The sequence below is a fragment of the Erysipelothrix amsterdamensis genome (assembly GCF_940143175.1).
Lineage (GTDB): Bacteria > Bacillota_I > Bacilli_A > Erysipelotrichales > Erysipelotrichaceae > Erysipelothrix > Erysipelothrix amsterdamensis.
Window position 1 is genome coordinate 1,842,467 of sequence record NZ_OW659496.1, and the last position, 20,572, is coordinate 1,863,038.

The 20,572-nt window shown below is 36.7% G+C and carries 17 protein-coding genes and 1 other annotated feature (1 of these 18 only partly in view); of the genes, 3 read left to right on the plus strand and 14 right to left on the minus strand.

The genetic code is table 11. The annotated features are described in order from the left end of the window. Window positions 1-8 precede the first annotated feature (8 nt). Complete coding sequence (gene dtd, locus NMG63_RS08870) at window positions 9-464, minus strand: D-aminoacyl-tRNA deacylase (protein ID WP_254007015.1); 456 nt, start codon at window positions 462-464, stop codon at window positions 9-11. A 56-nt stretch (window positions 465-520) separates the two neighbouring features. Here dtd and NMG63_RS08875 point away from each other — a divergent pair, with 56 nt between their 5' ends. Then, window positions 521-1,780: a replication-associated recombination protein A gene (locus NMG63_RS08875; RefSeq protein WP_254007016.1), complete on the plus strand. Its 1,260-nt coding sequence runs from the start codon at window positions 521-523 to the stop codon at window positions 1,778-1,780. Window positions 1,781-1,799: 19 nt separating this feature from the next. On the opposite strand, the gene NMG63_RS08880 is transcribed toward NMG63_RS08875, so the two are convergent. From NMG63_RS08880 to NMG63_RS08895, 4 genes are all read right to left on the minus strand, one after another. Then, complete coding sequence (locus NMG63_RS08880) at window positions 1,800-2,780, minus strand: YhdH/YhfP family quinone oxidoreductase (RefSeq protein WP_123170907.1); 981 nt, start codon at window positions 2,778-2,780, stop codon at window positions 1,800-1,802. A 94-nt stretch (window positions 2,781-2,874) separates the two neighbouring features. Continuing rightward, window positions 2,875-4,629: a DEAD/DEAH box helicase gene (locus NMG63_RS08885; protein WP_013853463.1), complete on the minus strand. Its 1,755-nt coding sequence runs from the start codon at window positions 4,627-4,629 to the stop codon at window positions 2,875-2,877. A gap of 216 nt (window positions 4,630-4,845) precedes the next feature. Further along, a complete protein-coding gene (locus tag NMG63_RS08890) occupies window positions 4,846-5,601 on the minus strand; it encodes an exodeoxyribonuclease III (RefSeq protein WP_254007444.1) in 756 nt (251 codons plus the stop codon). Beyond that, entirely contained in the window at window positions 5,601-6,392 is a 792-nt protein-coding gene (locus NMG63_RS08895) for a hypothetical protein (RefSeq protein ID WP_254007017.1), read from the minus strand. The genes NMG63_RS08890 and NMG63_RS08895 overlap by 1 nt, the downstream gene beginning before the upstream one ends. Before the next feature lie 109 nt (window positions 6,393-6,501). Here NMG63_RS08895 and NMG63_RS08900 point away from each other — a divergent pair, with 109 nt between their 5' ends. Together NMG63_RS08900 and NMG63_RS08905 are read left to right on the plus strand one after the other, a co-directional pair. Further along, complete coding sequence (locus NMG63_RS08900; protein WP_254007018.1) at window positions 6,502-8,934, plus strand: PD-(D/E)XK nuclease family protein; 2,433 nt, start codon at window positions 6,502-6,504, stop codon at window positions 8,932-8,934. Beyond that, window positions 8,921-12,043, plus strand: coding sequence for a UvrD-helicase domain-containing protein (locus NMG63_RS08905; RefSeq protein ID WP_254007019.1), 3,123 nt, complete (start codon window positions 8,921-8,923; stop codon window positions 12,041-12,043). The genes NMG63_RS08900 and NMG63_RS08905 overlap by 14 nt, the downstream gene beginning before the upstream one ends. Here the strand turns inward: NMG63_RS08905 and NMG63_RS08910 are convergent. The 9 genes from NMG63_RS08910 to NMG63_RS08950 form a co-directional block, all read right to left on the minus strand. Further along, window positions 12,019-12,441 (minus strand): NUDIX hydrolase, encoded by a 423-nt coding sequence (locus NMG63_RS08910; RefSeq protein ID WP_003774264.1) that lies wholly within the window; start codon window positions 12,439-12,441, stop codon window positions 12,019-12,021. The genes NMG63_RS08905 and NMG63_RS08910 overlap by 25 nt on opposite strands. Next, the gene (locus NMG63_RS08915) at window positions 12,434-13,405 is read right to left on the minus strand and encodes a ribose-phosphate diphosphokinase (protein ID WP_003774263.1); all 972 of its coding nucleotides are present in this window, start codon (window positions 13,403-13,405) and stop codon (window positions 12,434-12,436) included. The genes NMG63_RS08910 and NMG63_RS08915 overlap by 8 nt, the downstream gene beginning before the upstream one ends. Window positions 13,406-13,411: 6 nt before the next feature. Further along, window positions 13,412-14,776 carry a bifunctional UDP-N-acetylglucosamine diphosphorylase/glucosamine-1-phosphate N-acetyltransferase GlmU gene (gene glmU / locus NMG63_RS08920; RefSeq protein WP_123170901.1) on the minus strand — a complete coding sequence of 455 codons (1,365 nt, stop codon included), beginning with the start codon at window positions 14,774-14,776 and terminating at the stop codon, window positions 13,412-13,414. Between the two features lie 178 nt (window positions 14,777-14,954). Then, on the minus strand, window positions 14,955-15,797 hold the full coding sequence (gene ispE, locus NMG63_RS08925; RefSeq protein ID WP_254007020.1) for a 4-(cytidine 5'-diphospho)-2-C-methyl-D-erythritol kinase: 843 nt from the start codon (window positions 15,795-15,797) through the stop codon (window positions 14,955-14,957). Continuing rightward, on the minus strand, window positions 15,790-16,602 hold the full coding sequence (gene rsmA / locus NMG63_RS08930) for a 16S rRNA (adenine(1518)-N(6)/adenine(1519)-N(6))-dimethyltransferase RsmA (protein WP_254007021.1): 813 nt from the start codon (window positions 16,600-16,602) through the stop codon (window positions 15,790-15,792). The genes ispE and rsmA overlap by 8 nt, the downstream gene beginning before the upstream one ends. Further along, window positions 16,586-17,143 (minus strand): ribonuclease M5, encoded by a 558-nt coding sequence (rnmV, locus tag NMG63_RS08935; RefSeq protein WP_254007022.1) that lies wholly within the window; start codon window positions 17,141-17,143, stop codon window positions 16,586-16,588. The genes rsmA and rnmV overlap by 17 nt, the downstream gene beginning before the upstream one ends. 95 nt (window positions 17,144-17,238) lie before the next feature. Continuing rightward, the gene (locus tag NMG63_RS08940; protein ID WP_003774258.1) at window positions 17,239-18,045 is read right to left on the minus strand and encodes a 3D domain-containing protein; all 807 of its coding nucleotides are present in this window, start codon (window positions 18,043-18,045) and stop codon (window positions 17,239-17,241) included. 163 nt (window positions 18,046-18,208) lie between these two features. Next, complete coding sequence (locus NMG63_RS08945) at window positions 18,209-18,676, minus strand: QueT transporter family protein (RefSeq protein ID WP_254007023.1); 468 nt, start codon at window positions 18,674-18,676, stop codon at window positions 18,209-18,211. A 306-nt stretch (window positions 18,677-18,982) separates the two neighbouring features. Beyond that, window positions 18,983-20,341 carry an aldehyde dehydrogenase family protein gene (locus tag NMG63_RS08950; RefSeq protein ID WP_254007024.1) on the minus strand — a complete coding sequence of 453 codons (1,359 nt, stop codon included), beginning with the start codon at window positions 20,339-20,341 and terminating at the stop codon, window positions 18,983-18,985. Between the two features lie 90 nt (window positions 20,342-20,431). Continuing rightward, window positions 20,432-20,572: a binding site (T-box leader), on the plus strand; it runs 99 nt beyond the window's last position.

Genomic DNA, 20,572 nt, shown 5'->3' on the forward strand with positions numbered 1-20,572 from the left:
ACCACACCTTAAATTACCTTACCATCTTTAATATTAAGCACGATGGTGATTGGTCCATCATTATCCAAAACAACATTCATATGTGTTTGAAAAATCCCCGTTTCAACATCAATGCCATGATTTCTTAATCCCACATTAAATGCCTCAAACATCGTATTTGCTTGAGTTGGTTCCATTGCATTACTGAAACTTGGTCGATTCCCTTTACGACAATCCGCAGCTAATGTGAACTGAGAGATCGAAAGAATCGCTCCGCCAACATCTTGAATACTTAGATTAATCTTTCCATCTGCATCATCAAATAAACGGATTGACGCTATTTTATCTACTGCTTTTTTGATATCGGCGTCCGTATCACCTGTTTCCATACCAACAAGAAGCATATAACCTTGTTTAATTTCTCCTACTACTTCTTGCTCAACGATGACCTTTGCCTCTTTAACTTTTTGTATAACGATTTTCATGAAATCACCTCATCTCTATTCTACCGTAAACATGTTACAATATATAGGGTGATTTTATGAACAAACCATTAGCATTCCGAGTAAGACCTGAAACGATTGATGATATCATCGGACAAGAACATTTACTTGGTGAAAATCAAATTTTACGTAATGTCGTGGAAAGCGGTAATCTTCATTCCATGATATTTTTCGGACCTCCCGGTACGGGAAAAACAACAACAGCGATGGCCATCGCCAATTCGTTAAAAAGACCGTATCGTCTTTTTAATGCGGTTACGGATAATAAAAAGAAACTTGATGCGCTTTTTCTTGAAGCAGAGATGAGCAGTGGCCTTGTTGTGATTATTGATGAAGTGCATCGCTTAAATAAAGATAAGCAAGATATTTTGTTACCACATGTGGAAAGTGGACTAATCACAATGATTGGTGCAACGACTGCAAATCCTTATTTTTCGATTAATCCCGCAATTCGATCACGGGTACATTTATTTGAATTTAAACCGCTCTCTTATAATAATATTGTGTCCATACTTAAGCGTGCTTATGCTGTATTTGAAAATAATCAAGTCATTCAAGAAGATGTGCTAGAGTCCATCGCTTCAAGTTGTAATGGTGATGCTCGTTATGCACTTAATGCACTTGACCTACTCGTACAGTCCACTCGTGATGACATCATCACAGAAAAGCATCTTGAAAAACTAAGTCTCTCTGTTAATATTTCCATGGATAAAGACAGTGACAATCATTATGATGCCCTCAGTGCATTCCAAAAGTCAATTCGTGGAAGTGATGTGCAAGCAGCACTCTATTATCTTGCGAAATTAATTCATGTGGGCGATATGGATTCCATTGAACGCAGACTTATTGCGATTGCCTACGAAGATATCGGACTTGCGAATCCCGCACTATGTGCCCGTGTTGTTACCGCAATTGATGCTGCAAAACGTATTGGATTTCCAGAAGCCAAACTACCATTAAGTGTCGTTGTAATTGAGTGTGCACTTTCTCCGAAATCGAAAGCAGGAGAACATGGTATTGATGCGGCTTTAAAAACTGTACGTGAAACAGCACACCAAGTACCACAGTATCTTCGGTTAAATGCTGTCGGTGTTGATGACAAAGATATGTATGATTATGACCGCAATGATTTATGGCATAAAATCCAATACTTACCTGATGAACTTAGAAACGAAGAATTCTATCGTCCTCAAAATCTAAATTCCGCAGAAAAAACCTACGCTTCAAATTATGAACAACTTAAAAAAGTTCAACGTACTAATAACTTAAGAAAACTCAAAGAAAAAAAGAAACCGTAGATACCTACGGTTTCTTTTTTTACAATTTCACAATAGTTCGTCCCATCATTTTACCTTCAAGGATATCTTCAAGTGCTTGAGGTACATCTTCTAAACTTATCTCACGATCACAAAGTGCATGAATATTTCGAGGTTTATAATCTGTCGCAATTAATCCCCACAGTACGTCTTTGAGATTATTATTCACCGAATCAATCCCGATCACTTGGATTCCCCGTAAGATAAATGGAAATACTGTGGTTTCAAATTTAGCTCCCGCTGTGTTACCACTTAGTAAATAAACACCTTCGTAATTGAGATGTGGTAAGAGATAGGAGCTGTATTTACCCCCAATTGGATCAATAACTGCAGTCCACATCATTTTTCCAAGTGGTTTGAGCGATTCCGCAGTCAATTCATCTGGATGCAGAACTTCTTTTACATTCAAAGTGTCAAAATAATCACGGGCGATTTCTTTTTTACGACTCACTGCTGTAACTGGGTATCCAAGCCGATCCAAAATTGCACATGCAACAGATCCAACACCACCGCTTGCCCCTAAAACCAATACGGGATCACGTTTCATTGGATTTGTTTGTTGCATCATACGATAAACAGAAAGTGCAGCAGTATATCCGGCTGTCCCAATAATTGCGGCAGTTTTTAAACTGAGTGATTCCGGAAGTAATGTCACTTCTGAAGCAGGAACTGAAGCATATTCCGCAAAACCACCCGTTTGATATTTCAAGATATCATGACTGGTTACAATAACTTCATCACCAATATGAAATTTATCCACATTCGATTCAACGATCGTACCAGTGAAATCAATACCGACAACGGTAGGATATTCTCCCACAACGCGTGTCTTGGGTCTCATCGCAAGTCCGTCTTTATAGTTAACACTGGCGTAAGAGACCTTGATTAAAACGTCATGATTTAGGTCATCCGTATTGAGTATTTTTACTTCTGGTATGACTTTATCCTGATCGGTATTTAAAACGAGCGCTTTATATTCCATAAGACCTCCTAGAGTGTTGTTATTGATATAATAGCATAAATAGTAGGATTTTCGAATTAAGCACAAAAAAAAGATGGGTAAACCCATCTTTTTGCTATCCTTTGTTGCTACGACGACCTTGATCGCTTGAACGTTTTGCGCCATCACGACGTCCACCACCATCACGGCGACCTCCGTCACGACGACCACCACCATCACGGCGACGATCGTTTCCACCGCCACGACGTGAGTCACGTCCTCCGCGTCCGTTACGTCCACCACGTGGTGTTGGTTGTGCAAATTCATCAACCATAGTAACGGTCACATCTTTACTATTAATTTTTGTGTCTGATAATTTATTAATAATATCTTGTGCAAATTCACGAGGAACTTCCACGGTACTTTCATTGTCATCAATTTTGATACGTCCGATATCTTTTCCGCGAATTCCACTTGCAGTTGCAATTGCACTTACAAGGTGAGCTGCAGCGATACCATCACGGTCTCCAACTGATAGTCCAATACGTGATATTTCACCTTTATTCTTAACATCTTTTTGTTTTGAAACTTTGATTGCTTCTAAGTTTGATTCACTAATCATCTTATTAATGAAAGCAACAATAATTTCTTCCTGTGTAAAGTTCTCATTACGAAGACCTTCATACGCGATATTAAAGAGTTTACCTTGTTCATGATCATTCCATTTACGGATTTCACGAGCAAGTTGATCTACCATTAAGTCGTTTAATTGCTCCTTAGTTGGTAGTGGTGTTTCAACAATAGTTGAATTTGATAAACGTTCGATTTGCTTAATTGCATAACGTTGTCTACGTGATACTAAAGTGATCGCAAGACCTTCTTTACCAGCACGACCTGTACGTCCAATACGGTGTACATAATATTCTAATTCTTGAGGTATATCGTAGTTAATAACTACATCCATACTGTCAACATCGATTCCACGTGCTGCAACATCCGTTGCAATTAACACAGAAACCATACCTTTTTTAAAGCGGCTCATTACCATTGAACGCATTTCTTGTTTCATGTCTCCATGTAACCCTAAAGCAGGGAAACCCGCTTTATTTAATTGCGTTGTAAGTTCATCAACCATCTTTTTGGTATTACAGAATATCATTGTTCCACTTGTTTTATGCAATTGTAATAATTGAATTGTTAAATCAACTTTATCTCTTGATTCAACAGTGTAATAGATTTGTTTAATACGAGAAACAGTTAGATTGTTACGAGATAGTGTGATTCTTTCTGGTTCAACCAAAAATTTCTCGCTTAATTTAACGATTTCCTTAGGCATTGTTGCTGAGAAGAATGCGAATTGGCGTTCTTCAGGAAGGAATGAAAAAATTTCTTCAATATCCTCAATAAATCCCATATTTAGCATTTCATCAGCTTCATCCAAGACAATATGACGGCAATCATCTAAACGGATTGTCTTACGTCGAATATGATCCATTAAACGACCCGGTGTTGCGACTACAATGTCTGCACCACGTTTAAGGTCTCTAATTTGTTTATCAATAGGGCTACCACCGTATACACATGCGATATTAACGCCTTGTTTATACTTCGAGAAACTTCTCATTTCTTCAGCCACTTGCATACATAACTCACGTGTAGGACATAGGATTAACGAATTTGTTCGTTTCTTATCTCCAGGTTGAGTCAAACTTAGCATTGGTAACCCAAACGCCGCAGTTTTACCTGTACCTGTTTGAGATTGAGCTAATAAGTCATGATTACCAAGCAATATTGGAATTGCCTGTGATTGTATATCAGTTGGCTCTTCATAACCTTTCTCGGTTACTGCTCTTACGATTTCTTCTTCTAATTCTAGTTCTTTAAATGTCATTAATTTTCCTACTTCTTTCAACACACCGTGATAGTATACCATTATCATCGACAAAAGTCATGGATTTACACCGATATCGTTTAATCATTTTTAAGATACCGTTTACATTGTATACGTGATTGTGAGTATACAACGATTATCATTAACATTAAATTTTCACTCGATTCACAATTGCATAAAAAAACCTCTTGATGCGAAATCATCAAGAGGTAGTTCTTAGAAATTGAGTTTAATCATTACCGGACAATGGTCACTTCCAAAAACCTGATCGAGAATATCTGCCGCTTCAATGGCATTTCTTAATCGCTCTGAGACAACGAAGTAATCAATTCTCCATCCTGTATTTCGACTCCGTGCATTGGCACGGTAACTCCACCAGGAATAACGGTTGATTGCGTTTGGATGTAATTCACGGAACGAATCAATAAATCCAGCTTCTAAGAGATTGGTGAATTGTTCACGTTCTTGATCACTAAAGCCTGGGTTTTTACGATTGGCTGAAGGATTTTTCAAGTCAATCTCTTTATGAGCGACGTTTAAGTCCCCACACAAGACAACAGGTTTTGTTTCATCCAACATTTTAAGATATTCCCTGAAATCATCTTCCCATTGCATACGGTAATCGATACGTTTTAATTCTGGTTGTGAGTTGGGTGTATAAACACAAACGAGAAAGAAGTCTTCATACTCACATGTTATGACACGACCTTCCGTATTATGTTCGTCTTCCTGAATTCCGTAGGTAACATTAAGTGGTTTTATGCGTGTATAAACAGCAGTGCCAGAATATCCTTTTTTCTCTGCATAGTTATAATATGCATAATAGCCTTCTGGATCATAATCTAATTGACCCGCTTGCATTTTGGTTTCTTGAAGACAAAGAACATCTGTGTCCATTGCTTCAAAAATTCCTTCAAAATCTTTTTTCATAACGGCACGTAAACCATTAACATTCCACGAAATTAGTTTCATCATATCCTCCAAAGTTCACTAAATGGTATAAATTCTATTTTATTACAATGTTCTTTTGCTTTTTGGCGATGTAATTTGATATCGCCTTTGTTTATTTTAAGTAAGGTGTCCTTATCCATCATATATTGAACATACAGCATTTTTTTAAGTAAATACCATGATGCGATTGTTTGATGAATTCGATCTGCTCGACCTTGTGGGTCATCGCGAAGACTTTGGTTGATATACGTAATGTTTTCTTGGCCTTTTGCGATGGCTGTTTCAATAAGCATTTCTTTATCACGATAATGTCTTCGATCTTGTTCGCGTTGAAGTGATGCAATCGTTGGTCGATCACTTGGTAATATCTTCAACAACTCCAAGATAATCTCTGTTTCTTCAATTGGTAATACTAATACATTATGACGGTAAGCCCCTAAGATTCCACCTTGTTCGGTTAAGCAGTAGTAAATTCCTTTTGCTTCAAGATAGTTACGATCAACAAGGATTAATGCGAATTCTCGTTCTTGTCCTTCACTATACAAAATTAAGGGCGCTTTAATATAACCTTTCGGAATTTTATGGACATCTTTATAGCGTATAATTTTATTCGCTACTAAATCTTTATTTATATGGATGCGGACATTTTCCATAACACGTATGGAATCATCCATTTCTAATACATTTTCAAGTAATTCTTTATATTGAGCCGAATCAAAGTTTAAATAATCCTCGAGAAAACCATTAAATGTACATTCATGGCCCCCCTGGCGTTTATCTTTGATCTCACTCATAGCATAAACTAACCCCATAGTTTCCCCCTTTGTTTACTTCTATATCATGACATATTTAAGGAATTTTTAAAAGACCCATACACTTCCACTCATTATCCCTTATAATTGATATTAAAGGGGGATTTTTATGCGCAAAATCATCGTTAGTAATCGAATCTTCCATGAAGATTTAAAGCATGTATTATTATCTGAACAAAATTACTATCTCGGAGTAGCTGTTCGTGATTTTAAGCTTGCTTTTTTTGAATCGGATACACACCGTCGCTCTATGGAAATTTCGGTGTTTAATCAACTCCAAACCTGTAATTGCCCTCGTCTTCAAGAAGTCTTGAAATATCCCAAGACGATGCATGTACTTATAGACTTATTACAAGAACTGTATTTATATGGTTTGAGTTTGGATGCTTGTCCTCGTGAAACACCCTTGCAAGAAGAAATCTTTCAATGTTTATCTCTTATTGATCCATATCTTGAGAAACCAGTCGTGCGAGAAGATGTGGCGTATGAAGCGGTTGCTTACGGATTATCCCATGCGGAGTACACGTTTTTAACGCGTCATAACATTCCTTTTATTGAAGCACAATCTCAAAAACCTGAGTCAATCGCTTTTAAAGTTGCTTTGAATCCTCGAAGTGAACTCGAAGCCGTTGTGCAGGATATCATTCGTAATGGGTACAAATCAGCAACCATTGCAGTTGCGAACAAATCGATGATGGAACCACTTATCGAATCGATTTTCGAGCGTTATGGTTATCCACTAAAATTACAGGATCGTCGATTTGATCTCATGAAATCTCAATATCGTGCTTTACTTGATTTCGCATTTGACCCAAATATTGATCAATTAATTAAAGCAATCGAGTCAGGAGCATTTGGTTTAAAACGTCGTGAAGATATCGTTACTTATCTCACCCATTTTGAATTTGAACTTAACGATGTCTTTGGCGTTTATGATTTATGTGAGGAAACTGAATCTTACCCTGATTTATTTGCACTACAAAGTCGGATTCAAGAGGACGTTGTTCGTCTCAAAGAATATCTCGGCGCGATAATGAATTTAGATTTTAAAGAAACCCTGATTGCTTGTTATAACGTTATCAAAAGTCATACGCATGGTGACTTAACGCCGCTTTGTTCTTTACTTGAAAAACATTTAGGAGAATACAAAGAGGAAACCTATCTATTAATGTTGGAGCATCTTGATTCACTTCAAGCACATCAACAAATTGTTTCCCCACTCCGTATCGTTGATTATTGTTCACTCCCACTCATACCACAAGATCATTTATATGTCGTCAATTTATCCGCTAAAAATTTCCCGTCTATTCGATCACGGACTGGGATTATTGATGAGGCATACTTGAGTTGTATTGAGGGTTATCCACGATTAGATGAACGTACGCAATTCACACTTAAAATGCAAAATCACGTTTTTGATCATAATTCCAAGATGACTCTATCGTATAGCTCCGCAACGTATGAAGGAAAAGGCCAAGAGGTTTCTTATCCTGTTGAGCAATTTGCACGGGAAAACAGCGCAGCCCTTGAATCTTGGATTTTAACTCAAAACACATATCGGAAATCCATCAAACACCGCCTAAGTCCATCGCTTGCGAAAGAACTCTACTTAGAAGATGGAAAACTTATCGGTTCCATATCCGCATTTCAAATGTTTGTAAATGACCCCTATCAATTCTTTATGGAACGAGGTCTTAAAATTCGAGAACCTGAGATTCTTAAATTTGATCCACGCATTATTGGTACCGTTAATCATGCTGTAATGGAGTATTACCACGATAAGAAAAATATTGATCCATGGACTGATGTTCGTAAAGTATTTCCAATGACTCATCCGCGCTATCGTATGATCTACGATCGAAATCAAGATTTAATGAAACAAAATCTTGATTTTGTCGATGCTTCAATGGCCGATACATCATTCCAGGTTGTATCTAAAGAGCGGTGGTTCCGTGAAGAAACAATGTTTAACGGCATCGTGCTTCGCGGTATTATTGATCGTATTGATGAAAATGACCATTATGTACAAGTTATCGATTACAAAAGTTCTCAATTAGCAATGACCGCCGAAAACGTTAAAGCCGGTACACAGTTGCAATTACTTACGTATGCGATGATTGCGGAGAAAGCATTTCAAAAAAAATGTCTCGCTGTTTACTACTACGGATTTAAAAATCCAAACCTAACAACAACCGCTCTTGAGTATAAAGTCGCGAAAGGTGTTATTTCAAAAGACATCGATTTCGAGGCAGAATGGCTCAAAGCAAAACGCTATAAAGGTTGGTTGTTTGAACAGCCCTTAGACTCTTATGATAGTGCAACCTATTTTGGTGGTTTGCGCGAATCAAAAGATGGGGTAATTACCGCTTGGACAAAACCCTATGATATGAATAAAATAAAACCACTTCTTACCCAGATCTACCAAACCATCTATTCTGATGTTATGAATGGAGTTTTAGATCCCGAGGATTCAAGTATTGAAATTGACAAGGATTTAGATTTAAAGAAAGATGATGAGGAAATAAAACATGACGACATTTAATCCCCAGCAACAACAGGCCATTGAAGCGTTAAATCAGAATGTAATTGTATCCGCATCTGCTGGTGCGGGTAAAACTACAGTTTTAATTGCGCGTTTAATGAAACGAATTATTCAGGATAATGTCCGCATTGATGAAGTGTGTGCTATGACCTTTACCGAGGCGGCCGCATCCGAGATGAAAACACGTTTGCTTGCATCACTTAACGACGAATATCGAAAACATGAATCCGATTTTATCGCAGAACAAATATCCTTGGTTGAAACAGCACAAATTTCCACAATCCACTCGTTCTGTCTTACTATTATCAAAAACTACGGTTATATTATTGGGGTAAATCCTTCGCGTGCTGATAATATCCTTGATGATGCTCAAACAAAGTTACTCCAACGTCAAGCCATGCGAAAAACTCTTGATCAATGGTTACAAAACGATTATGAGAATCTTAAATATCTACTCGATGTTTTCTCAACAAATCCTCTTGATTACAAATCCTTAGAAAATGCAATTTATGATAATGCAAACTGGTTAATCAGTAAAAAAGATCCGGAAAGAGCGGTTCAATCTGTTAAAGCACTATATCGTGCTACCGATTTCAAAGACTTCCCACAAGAATTCAAGCAAATCTTTTTTGATTTCTATCTTCGTCAAGTACGTGAGATTATTAAAGATGTTCAAGGAATTATTGCGATCTCAGATGAATCGTATGACCCTAACGATAAAAAAGGTAAGAAGTATTTCGAGCAAAGTTCAATGTTGCTACAAGTTACGGAAGGACTACGCACACTGGAATCACTCATCCACCAACAAGATATCTCATTTTATGACCAAATACCGACGGTATGTAATTTCAAAGTAATTGCGGATACAAAAAACGATGTATATACCGAACAGCGAAAACGAATCGAGAAAACAGTCAATCGAATTTTTGAGAATTACATGCCATTGGATGAACACTTCCGATTACTCAACAATCAAATAGAAACTGTTTCGCTTTTAATTAAAATGACACAAGATTATATAGAAGCCTTTTCTTCGTTAAAAGAAGAAGAAAACTGTTTGGACTTCAATGATTTTGAATCCATGGCACTTCGTATCCTAAACGAAAATGACGGAGAAATTTCAGAACTTGTAAAACATAAATACAAAGAAATCATGGTTGATGAATTTCAAGATACCAATGAATATCAAGATGAAATTATTACTAAAATATCGACTGGAAACAATATTTTTCGAGTTGGTGACATTAAACAATCAATCTATCGATTCCGTGGCGCAAAACCCAATATGATGCAAAATTTAATGCTTGATGATACAACACAAAATTTATACTTAAGCTTTAACTATCGCTCGAAAAAAGATATTGTTGAGTACAATAACTACGTATTTGATAAACTGATGAACCTCACATTCGGGATTACCTATGATGAACATGATCATGTAAATGTTGGGATTCCTGCTCAAAGTGAAGATACACATCCTGTAGAAATTCATATTATTGAAAAACATGATAATCGATTTAAGAAAACATCTGATCAACTTCGTGCTCAACATATTGCTCAGGAGATTATTAATTATCATAGCCAAGGCTATCGCTTTAAAGATATGGTAATTTTAGTTCGATCACATGCAAGTAAAGGGTATCTCAAAGAGGCTTTTGAAGAATATAACATTCCTCATTATATTGACGATCAAAGCGGCTTTTACAAGTCCGAAATCATCGCATCCGTTGTCGCTTTACTTAACTACGCAACAACATTCCATGATTTTTATCTTGTACCAGTACTCACATCACCATTCTATAATTATTCTGACGATCAAATTGCAGCCCTCAAACTAATGGATGCTTCAAGTATTCGAAAAGCACTGGAAATTGAAAATCCAGAGCTCTATCAATCACTTGATGCCATGGTTTTATCGTGGCGTTCGAAAGATCTCATTTCAATTATTCAAGAAATTATTCAACTTAATGATGTCTACAATAACACGCTTTCGCTTCAAGATAAAACAAACTTAGACTTTCTGCTTGAAAAAGCTATCCAATACCAAGCAGCTTCAGTTCCAACCTTACAAGGGTTTGTACGATTTGTTGCGGAGTTTAAAGACGATACAAGCAGTGAAGCATCACCCTTAAATAAAGATGCTGATATCGTAACTGCCATGACCATCCATCAATCTAAAGGATTACAATTTCCAATTGTGTTCTTGTGGGGTATGGGACGGCATGGAGTGCGTGACCATAGTGATATTTTACTTAATGACGATACCTTTGGTATTGGTTTGAATCATGTTGAATTACCGATGCGCTTTGTTTCTCGAAATCTCATTCGAACGGTTATGGAAATTAAACAAGACAACGAAGAAATTGAAGAAAACCTTCGACTTCTCTACGTAGCGCTTACGCGACCACAAAAGCACCTTATTCTTGTTGATGTAGTAAAAGAATATCAACCAACATCTTTAGATTATCAATTACTTCGCAACCATAAGCGAAAAGTTGATTTACTTCTTGCTGCGAGCCCACATAATACCGTTTTACGAGTTATCGACGGTATGGAACTTACGGAGAACAGTCTCAAACCAATCGAACAAGAGGAGATATCCACAATTTTCACGGAGAAATTGCCTCTGACTTTAGATCAAGAAGTTCCAATCCTTACTAAAAATCGCGATTTAAATTTCGATAAGTCATTTGAATTTGCCACAGGTTTTGGTTCCACCTTACATGAGGCGGTAGAAAAGCTCCCTCATAGACATTGGAATGAAGCAGACCTTGAAAATTTTGAACCAAAATTTAAACGTAGACTTCAAGCCTATAACCAGCATTCTTTTACTCAAGAACTCTATCGTTATCCACATATCCAACAAGAAGTTCCTTATTTAATTGATGGCGATGCAGGGGTAATTGATTTTTACGTATACAACGAAACCGAACTGATACTTGTAGACTTTAAAAGTGATAATGCACCTCTAGAAATTATTGTGGAACGTTATGAAGATCAGATCAAAGCATATAAAAAAGCCCTCGGTATCATATACCCAGAGCTTTTAATTAAAACATATATCTATAGTTTCCACTTAAATCATTACATACCTTGTTTGGATTCATAAATTAAATCCATCATATGTTTGATATTACCTTGACCCGCAAAACGCGTGTCATCCGAGAAATCCTCTGTTATGGGCATCCATAATAGGGGATTTTTTTCTGGAACGAGAACGACTTCTTGGTTAAGGTAACCGTAAAATACTTGCAACTCGATACCGTCTTCAAAATATTGCGTAAAAAACAATGGTTTGATTTCAATATCATTTACGGTTATACCACTTTCCTCGAAAAGTTCTCGATAGGCACCCTCTATATCGGATTCTCCTGGATTCTTTTTGCCTCCGACAAAGTTGTAGAGTCCTTTATAAGGATTCTTTTGTCGATGACACATCAAAACGTTTTCGGCTTTTGTGTCGAAAACGATAATGAGATTAACTTTAAGAAATGTTTGACTAGTCATTGAATAAATCAAAGAGTGTACTTACAGGAGTATGTAATTGAATCGCTTCAATTGCTTTCGCAAGCATATATCCAACAGAAATCTCTTTAATTTTTGGCTCTTGACGTGCTTCTTCTTTTAGAGAAATTGTATTTGTAATCAATAACTCTTTGATATCTGAATTTGAAATACGTTCAATAGCAGGTCCTGAAAGAATACCATGTGTACATGCACAATAAACTTCTTTAGCACCTTTTTCATATAACATATTGATTCCACCCATGAGTGATCCAGCTGTATCAACCATATCATCAATAACAACTGCAATTTTCCCGTCAACATCACCAATTAAGTTCATTGCTTCCGCAACGTTTGGTTTTGTACGACGTTTATCGATAATTGCGATTGTTGAGTTTGGAATTGTGTCTGAAAGACGACGCGCACGAGTTGCTCCACCGTGGTCTGGTGATACAACTACAACTTCATCTTGGAAGTCTTTATTTCTATAGTATTGACCAATCATTGCAACTGCAGTGAGGTCATCTGTAGGAATATCAAAAAATCCTTGAATCTGTGGTGCGTGCAAGTCTATTGTCACAACGCGGTCTGCTCCGGCTGTTTGTAATAGATTTGCCATCAATTTTGAAGTAATTGGTTGACGTGCACGAGCCTTACGATCTTGGCGTGCATATCCATAATATGGCATTACAATTGTAATTTCTTCTGCAGATGCACGCTTACATGCGTCAATTGCAATAAGAACTTCCATATATGTTTCACTTACTGGTGAACTTGTAGATTGGATAATGTAAACATGTTTTCCACGTACAGAAACAAGTGGTTCAATCAAGATTTCTCCGTCTGCAAAATGACGTACATCAATCTTGCCGCGTTCTAAATCTAAATGCTCACAAATCTCATCTGCTAGTTCTACGTTCGACGATAACGCAAAAATAACTGTATTGTCTTTCATTTCTTCTCTCATAGTCTTTTATTTACCCTCTTTATTCTTGTATTTCGCACCATATCCAGGTTTGTTTTCCTGACGAGGCCGTGCAATAGCCATCTCCCCATCAGCAACATCGCCATTAACGGTCGATCCTGCCGCCACCACTGCATTTTCCCCTATAGTAATTGGCGCGATTAGGTTTGCATTGCTTCCGACAAATGCTCCATCGCGTACTTCAGTCTTATATTTCTTCTTGCCATCATAATTTACGGTTACGACGCCACAGCCAATATTAACTTTATTTCCAATTATTGCGTCACCTAAATATGTCAAGTGTGCACAGTTTGAATGTTCTCCGAATTGAGTGTTCTTGAACTCAACATAATTCCCAACTCGGGCGTGAGAACCTACAACTGTATTCATTCTAAGGTGTGATGACGGTCCCAATGTTACGAAATCTTTAACTTCACTGTTAATAATGCGAGAAGCATCAATCGTGGAATTTTCACCAACAATTGCATCTTCTAACCAACAGTTCGGTAAGAGCGTAGTTCCAGTACCAATAGTTGTATTACCATAAATATAATTATTAGGGTAAATCGTTACATCTTCCGCAATCTTAACATCCGTACCAATGTACGTTGATTGTGGATCCATAATCGTTACACCATTCGCAAGATGCTTCGCATTTACGCGTGATTGTAACCATTTATTTGAGACATTAAGCTGCATACGATCATTCACACCTAAAAACTCTTGGTGATCTGATACACGTAAAGATTGAATTGAATGACCATTCTTTTTCAAAATCTCTACAAGACGAATGAGATTAATTTCTTCTGTAACTTCCTCATCACGAATCTCTGGTAAATATTTAAAAAGTAACTCATTGTTTACACAATAAATACCAAGACTGATTTCTGTAATTGACACTTCGGATTCTGTCAAATTACGGTAATCGATAATCCGATCAATGTGTCCTTGGTTATCACGTACAATACGACGATAAGTCCCAGGGTTTTGTAATTGCGCAGAGATAACCGTTAAATCATGCCCCTCATGCTGTTCATAGATATGATTTAGCGTCTCTGGCTGAATTAATGCACAATCTCCAAATACTAAAAGTGTAGAACCTTCTTTTCCATGAAGTTGCTGTGCTTGCAATACAGCATCTCCAGTTCCAATTTGTTCACTTTGGAATGCATATTCAACACGATCACCCAAGTAAGATTCTACTTGCTCATTTTGGTGTCCTGTAACAACTACAATTTTATCGGTATTAACCGCTTCAAGATGATCAACTAAATGACCAATCATAGGCTTATGAAGTATTTCATGCATAACCTTGTTTCGATTTGATTTCATTCGGGTACCTTTACCCGCTGCTAAAACAATTGCATATTTCATTGTGACCGCCTCCGCAACCATTTTAACACATTTCAAACTGTTACATTCGGTAAAACCGTCATATTTCATAAAAGTAAATGTAAACTATGGGTGATATGTCCCTAATAGTGTGTTTTAAAATCAACTTTCAGAATTTATTCATAAAAAAAAGAGTTCTTTGTGAAAACAAGAACTCAGATTAATCATTAGATTTTAAAATCTTTCCATATTTAATAAACGGATAGTCTAAAACGAGCGCCTCATACGCTTCCATGACTTTTTCCTTTTGATTGGATAGACCATATATCGACGTACCGCTTCCACTCATACAAACGCCTTCAAGACCTTGTTTCTCAAGAATTCGCACTACCTTCTTAAGTCTTGTATTGCGTTTTATAACAGGGTGTTGGAAATCATTATGCGTATTTTCAACTAAAAGCTTGTAATCGTTTGTATGAATTGCCTCAAGACAACGATTAAACATCTTTAAATCTGTAAAGTCTTTAAATCGTTTTAAAAATGATTTCGTACTTACACCAAAACTTGGTTTGATAATAAGGTAATAAAGATCCATATCCAAATCTAAAGGTGTTAATACGTCACCAATCCCTTCCACAATCATCGGTTGGTTAAAAAGACAGTAAGGCGTATCCTCATCAATTTGACGTGCAATCTGAATCAATGCTTCATCCGTAAGATTTAACTGGTACATTTCATCGATCATTCGAATGACACAAGCTGCATCCGCACTCCCTCCACCAAGTCCAGCTTGAGCCGGGATGTTTTTCACGATACGAACTTTAAAATTATCTTCAAGATTGAATTGTCGTTTCATGATCATGAGTGCTTTAAAAACTGTATTTCTTTTATCATTCGGTAAATATGTTTTATCTGTTTCGATATGCATGGTGTCATGCTTCTCTAGATAAACCATATCAAAAAGATCAATAGGGACGATAATATTCTTAAAATGAAGCATATTATCAACCCTTTTTTCTGCGTGCAAATAGAGTGTTATCTTTGCATACGCTTTTTTACGCATATAAAGCTCCATATAGGCGGATATAATCATCAAAGGTTAAATAATCCGCACGAATGTTTGTTTCAAGCCCTAAAGACTCTAAAACAGTCGCATAGTCAACATCTTTATCGATTGTCTTCAAATTATTCACTAATGTCTTGCGTCTAAACTGGAAACACTTCTTAACAAATTCAAAAAATGTTTTCTCATCATAAGGCATTGTTTGGTGTTTCGGTGTCAGTTTAATAACAATACTCTCAACACCTGGTCTCGGATGAAACGATTCCTTCGAAACTTTTAGAACAGTCTTCACATCAAAATAATATTGCATTTGAATCGAAAGCGAACTGTAGTCCTTTGTTTGTGGATGCGCTCCAAGACGATCTGCAATCTCTTTTTGAACCATAATCGTCATCGCAACGATATCCAACTCCATCAGTCTAAAAAGAATTGGAGTCGTAATGTAATACGGTAAATTCGCACAAACCGTGATTGGTTCTGTATACATGCTTAAATCCGCTTTTAAAAAGTCTTGATGAATAACATTCACATTATCATATTCTTCAAGTGTTTCATTTAATATTTCAACCATATGAGGATCAATTTCATAGGCAATAACTTTATCGTACGTTTCCGCCAGCTGTTGCGTTAGAGCACCTAACCCTGGACCAATTTCCAAAACTGTTCCTCCTGCACCACTTTGTGATGCAATATTGCGGACAACCGAAGGATCAATAATAAAGTTTTGTCCAAAGTGTTTCTTTGCGCGTCGTTCATAGCGACGTAATAATTCCATACTCACGGAATAGTTAGCGATTGTTTTCATAATTACTCTCTTTCAAAACCATTAGGCAGTCTGCTTTTGTAATGTTAAGCATATTTAGATATTTCAGGCATGATTTCGCATTTGATTTAGGAAAACGGAACGCCTCCGATAACAAATCACGACGCAATGCACTATCACTTGCGCCACTGAGTCCCAAAGATTGGAATTCATGAAGCGTTAAGGATTCATTGTTTAAAGCAAAAGTAGAGCAGGTACTTAGAACCTCGACAATATCATCACAGTCTGCATGTTCAATACCTACTTTTTGTTTCTTTTTTGTTTGTAAGACATGAAGCGATGCATGTTTGCACGATCCGACCGTCTCAATAATACGACGTCGAATCATTTCACCGGGTCCATCAGGATCAGTAAAAACAATGATGCCACGTTCTTCATTCATTCTTTTACATAATGCTAAGAATTCTGCAGACATGTGGGTGCCACTGGACATAATAACATCGGCATCAACACATTTAAGGATTTTCTCCTTATCATGCTTTCCTTCTACGACAATTACTTCTTGTATCTTTAGTTTGTTCATGTGTCAATTATATCATGTTTTAAAAACAAAAAAAACCGAGTATACTCGGTCTTTGTTGATAGGACCTTTGGCTACTTAAGACCCTACCATCAGCTTTAACAGCCGTTACCCACGCTTATAATTTCAACATGAGCATTTTGCACTGAACCTTGGGTTACACCCATATTGGTTTCCGTACCAACAAATAAGTCAATTTTTGACCCTTGAATGGCACCACCACGGTCTAATACAATTGCGCGGAACGGTACATTGTACTCAATTCCTTTACCACTTACTGTGTGGTTTGATATCTCAACAATCGAGCACATTGGAATCGAGCTTGATGTTGCAATGATGTAATATCCGTTATATGTAATTCCTGGCAACCAAGAACCGTCTCCTTGTTGAACTGCTGTAGTACTTACACGAACTCCGGCAGCAGTACCGCCTTCACCCGCACTGTTCATATTACAGCCGTCACAATCAACTCCGTATCGTGTAATACGGCTTGCTTCGTAATAAGCACCTGCTTGAGCTTTTTGTCCACCTTCGTAAAGAGTGGGCGTTGTTGGCTCGATGACAGCTGCTTCAGGAATTTCTACACGTGATAACAATTCGTCTTTTATGTTATATGTTTCTTTGTATTTTGTTGTTTTTGTACCACGTACACCATCTTGTGTCTTGGCATAGATCCAACTGGCTCCACCCGAGACAACCTCAGAAGCTTCGCGTTCTTCAACACCAGGCTCTTCTAAATCTTCAATTTTTTCGCTAATTTTAAACCTATAGGGTTCATCGCTATTTTCAGCGATGTCATTAAGTACTGGATAGGTAATATCCACATTGGCGTCCGCATTCACGGCACATCCACTAATGATTGTTACCATGACCACCATGTAGATAATCACTAAGTATTTCTTCATTAAAATGTCTCCTTTCAAAAAAGACCTGTGAAGAATAGCATAAGAATATTTGTTTGGCAAATAATTTTGCTTTTCGCTTGTTTGTGAAGACGTTGTGAAATTAAAAAACTCACTTAGATAGTGAGTTTTTGCGATATCAATTCAATTGTGGGAAATTATGTGATTATCCAAATATTTCTTGCATCTTGGTATTTTTCTTCAATGGCTTAATCAAGAAAATACCTGATACAAATGTTGCGATAAATTCACCTAAAAATACCCATCCCATAGCTGGTAAGTAAGGAACATTGAGAACATAACCTAACATTGCTCCCACGATGATTCCATTCACAAGTGCTGGCCACACAAGCGCTAAATGATCATCTTTTGTAATACTCATTAGTAAGCATGTAATTGCTGTTGCTAAAGTTCCAAAAATTACATCAAGAATCCCTGCATCACTTACAAAATTCGCTAATAGACATCCAATAATTAATCCATATGCGTGTTTGCGGTTAAATAAAACAAGAATCAACATAACTTCTGAAATACGAACTTGCATAAAGCTATATGAAATAGGTTTTAGAAGAACCGTAACTGCAATATATACTGCCGCAATTAATGCCTCTAAGGCTAAATCTTTTGTTTTCATATTATTACCTCTCTTAATATCGTTTGTATTATATCATAAGTCTTTCAAATTAATTTTAAAATTTCTAGTTTCCATTTTTTTTGAACTCATATTTTTATGTCTAAATAATCGCTGAATTTACGATTTTTCTATCCTTATATATAGAGTGGTTCTTTTCATATAAGAATCTTGCTTTTTTTCAATCGAAAATACACAGGATCATTTTGGGTTTTCTTCTTTATTATTATAATGAAATCCATTTTTCAGCCATAACTTTTTTTTATTATTAAATAGAAATAAATACCCTATAAATTTTTTGTTCAAATATTATTTAAATATTTTTTTGATGAACTTAAATTTGGTCTGATGATAAGGTGGGTACATTATCGATAGCGGAAATGAATTTGATTTCATCATTGATTTACAATTTGAAAAGACTTCAAAACTTGAAAAACCATGATATGTTCCAATTCCAGAATTTCCAATCCCACCAAAAGGAAGTGCGTCATTTACAAGATGCAATATTGTATCATTAATGCATCCGCCACCAAATTGAATACGATTAAGAATTGCTTCTTGTTCTTCATAGGACTCTGTGAACATATATAAGGATAGAGGTTTTGGATTATTTTCAATTATTGTATAGGCCTCTTCCAATGTATCAAATGCAATTATCGGTAAGATCGGTCCAAATATTTCAGATTCCATAACCTTACCCTTATCACACTCTAAAGAGAGTAACGTCGGTTCGATATATGTTCCATTACTCCTGCCTCCAAAGACAATATCATCTTTATGTGCCTCCAGGATCTGTTTGAGGCGGTCTGCGTGCTTTATATTCACGATACGGCCATAGTCTTCATTGTTTTTGATATCATCGCCATACATGGCTCTTATTTCCTTGATAAGTGCTTGAGTCAATGCCTCTTCATGCTTTCGTGAAACTAAAACATAGTCTGGTGCCACACAGGTCTGCCCATTATTAAGAAATTTCCCCCAAGCAATACGTTTTGCACTTAGTGAAATATTTGCATTTTCGGTTACTACACATGGACTTTTTCCACCGAGTTCAAGAACTACTGGTGTTAGATTTTCTGCGGCATATTTCATAACAATTTTCCCTACTTGTGTGCTTCCGGTGAAGAAAATGAAATCAAAAGGTTGTTTGAGAAGTTCTTGATTTACGGATACATCCCCCTCTACGACCACAATGTAATCTTCGATGAAAAAATCAGAAATCAATTCATGAATAACACTTGAGATAGCAGGTGTTAGCTCTGATGTCTTGATAACAGCCGTATTACCTGCTGCGATAGCCCCTACAAGTGGAACAAGGACAAGTTGTAAAGGATAATTAAAAGGACCGATGATCAATGTATTTCCCAAAGGTTCATAAAGTTTAAAGCTCTTTCTTCCTGCGAGAACAAAAGGTGTTTTGACTTTTTGTTGTTTCATCCATTGTCTAAGATTTTTTTTCGCATCACGAATCGATCGATATACAACTGCAATTTCTGTTGTGTATACCTCCATTTCAGGTTTAGACAGGTCTTGTTTAAACGCTGCGTAGATCTTTGTTTCATAAGCTTTCAGCCCTTTTTCGAGTTTATCTAATGCTTCTTTTCTGAATGCTATTGGTTTTGTAATCTGTGAATTAAAATATATTTTTTGCTTATCTAATCGGTTCATTAAATCACACTCCTTATGTATATCATATGTCACGCAATGTGAAATGTTAAATGAATTGGTTGACAAATATTACATTTTGGAAGATAATGATGAAAAGCAATGAAAAGGAAAGTAAGTTCGTGAAAAGTTTTACAGAGAGTCTGTGTTGGTGAGAGCAGATGGATGGACACATACTGAAAATGGCCTTGGAGCTGTGTAGTTGAATTCGGAAGATTTAGGCTACGCCGGGAG

Excerpts from the sequence above, each read along its gene's own strand:
- dtd (WP_254007015.1), bottom strand. The coding sequence starts at position 464 with ATGAAAATCGTTATACAAAAAGTTAAAGAGGCAAAGGTCATCGTTGAG.
- NMG63_RS08875 (WP_254007016.1), top strand. The coding sequence starts at position 521 with ATGAACAAACCATTAGCATTCCGAGTAAGACCTGAAACGATTGATGAT.
- NMG63_RS08880 (WP_123170907.1), bottom strand. The coding sequence starts at position 2,780 with ATGGAATATAAAGCGCTCGTTTTAAATACCGATCAGGATAAAGTCATA.
- NMG63_RS08885 (WP_013853463.1), bottom strand. The coding sequence starts at position 4,629 with ATGACATTTAAAGAACTAGAATTAGAAGAAGAAATCGTAAGAGCAGTA.
- NMG63_RS08890 (WP_254007444.1), bottom strand. The coding sequence starts at position 5,601 with ATGAAACTAATTTCGTGGAATGTTAATGGTTTACGTGCCGTTATGAAA.
- NMG63_RS08895 (WP_254007017.1), bottom strand. The coding sequence starts at position 6,392 with ATGGGGTTAGTTTATGCTATGAGTGAGATCAAAGATAAACGCCAGGGG.
- NMG63_RS08900 (WP_254007018.1), top strand. The coding sequence starts at position 6,502 with ATGCGCAAAATCATCGTTAGTAATCGAATCTTCCATGAAGATTTAAAG.
- NMG63_RS08905 (WP_254007019.1), top strand. The coding sequence starts at position 8,921 with ATGACGACATTTAATCCCCAGCAACAACAGGCCATTGAAGCGTTAAAT.
- NMG63_RS08910 (WP_003774264.1), bottom strand. The coding sequence starts at position 12,441 with ATGACTAGTCAAACATTTCTTAAAGTTAATCTCATTATCGTTTTCGAC.
- NMG63_RS08915 (WP_003774263.1), bottom strand. The coding sequence starts at position 13,405 with ATGAGAGAAGAAATGAAAGACAATACAGTTATTTTTGCGTTATCGTCG.
- glmU (WP_123170901.1), bottom strand. The coding sequence starts at position 14,776 with ATGAAATATGCAATTGTTTTAGCAGCGGGTAAAGGTACCCGAATGAAA.
- ispE (WP_254007020.1), bottom strand. The coding sequence starts at position 15,797 with ATGCGTAAAAAAGCGTATGCAAAGATAACACTCTATTTGCACGCAGAA.
- rsmA (WP_254007021.1), bottom strand. The coding sequence starts at position 16,602 with ATGAAAACAATCGCTAACTATTCCGTGAGTATGGAATTATTACGTCGC.
- rnmV (WP_254007022.1), bottom strand. The coding sequence starts at position 17,143 with ATGAACAAACTAAAGATACAAGAAGTAATTGTCGTAGAAGGAAAGCAT.
- NMG63_RS08940 (WP_003774258.1), bottom strand. The coding sequence starts at position 18,045 with ATGAAGAAATACTTAGTGATTATCTACATGGTGGTCATGGTAACAATC.
- NMG63_RS08945 (WP_254007023.1), bottom strand. The coding sequence starts at position 18,676 with ATGAAAACAAAAGATTTAGCCTTAGAGGCATTAATTGCGGCAGTATAT.
- NMG63_RS08950 (WP_254007024.1), bottom strand. The coding sequence starts at position 20,341 with ATGAACCGATTAGATAAGCAAAAAATATATTTTAATTCACAGATTACA.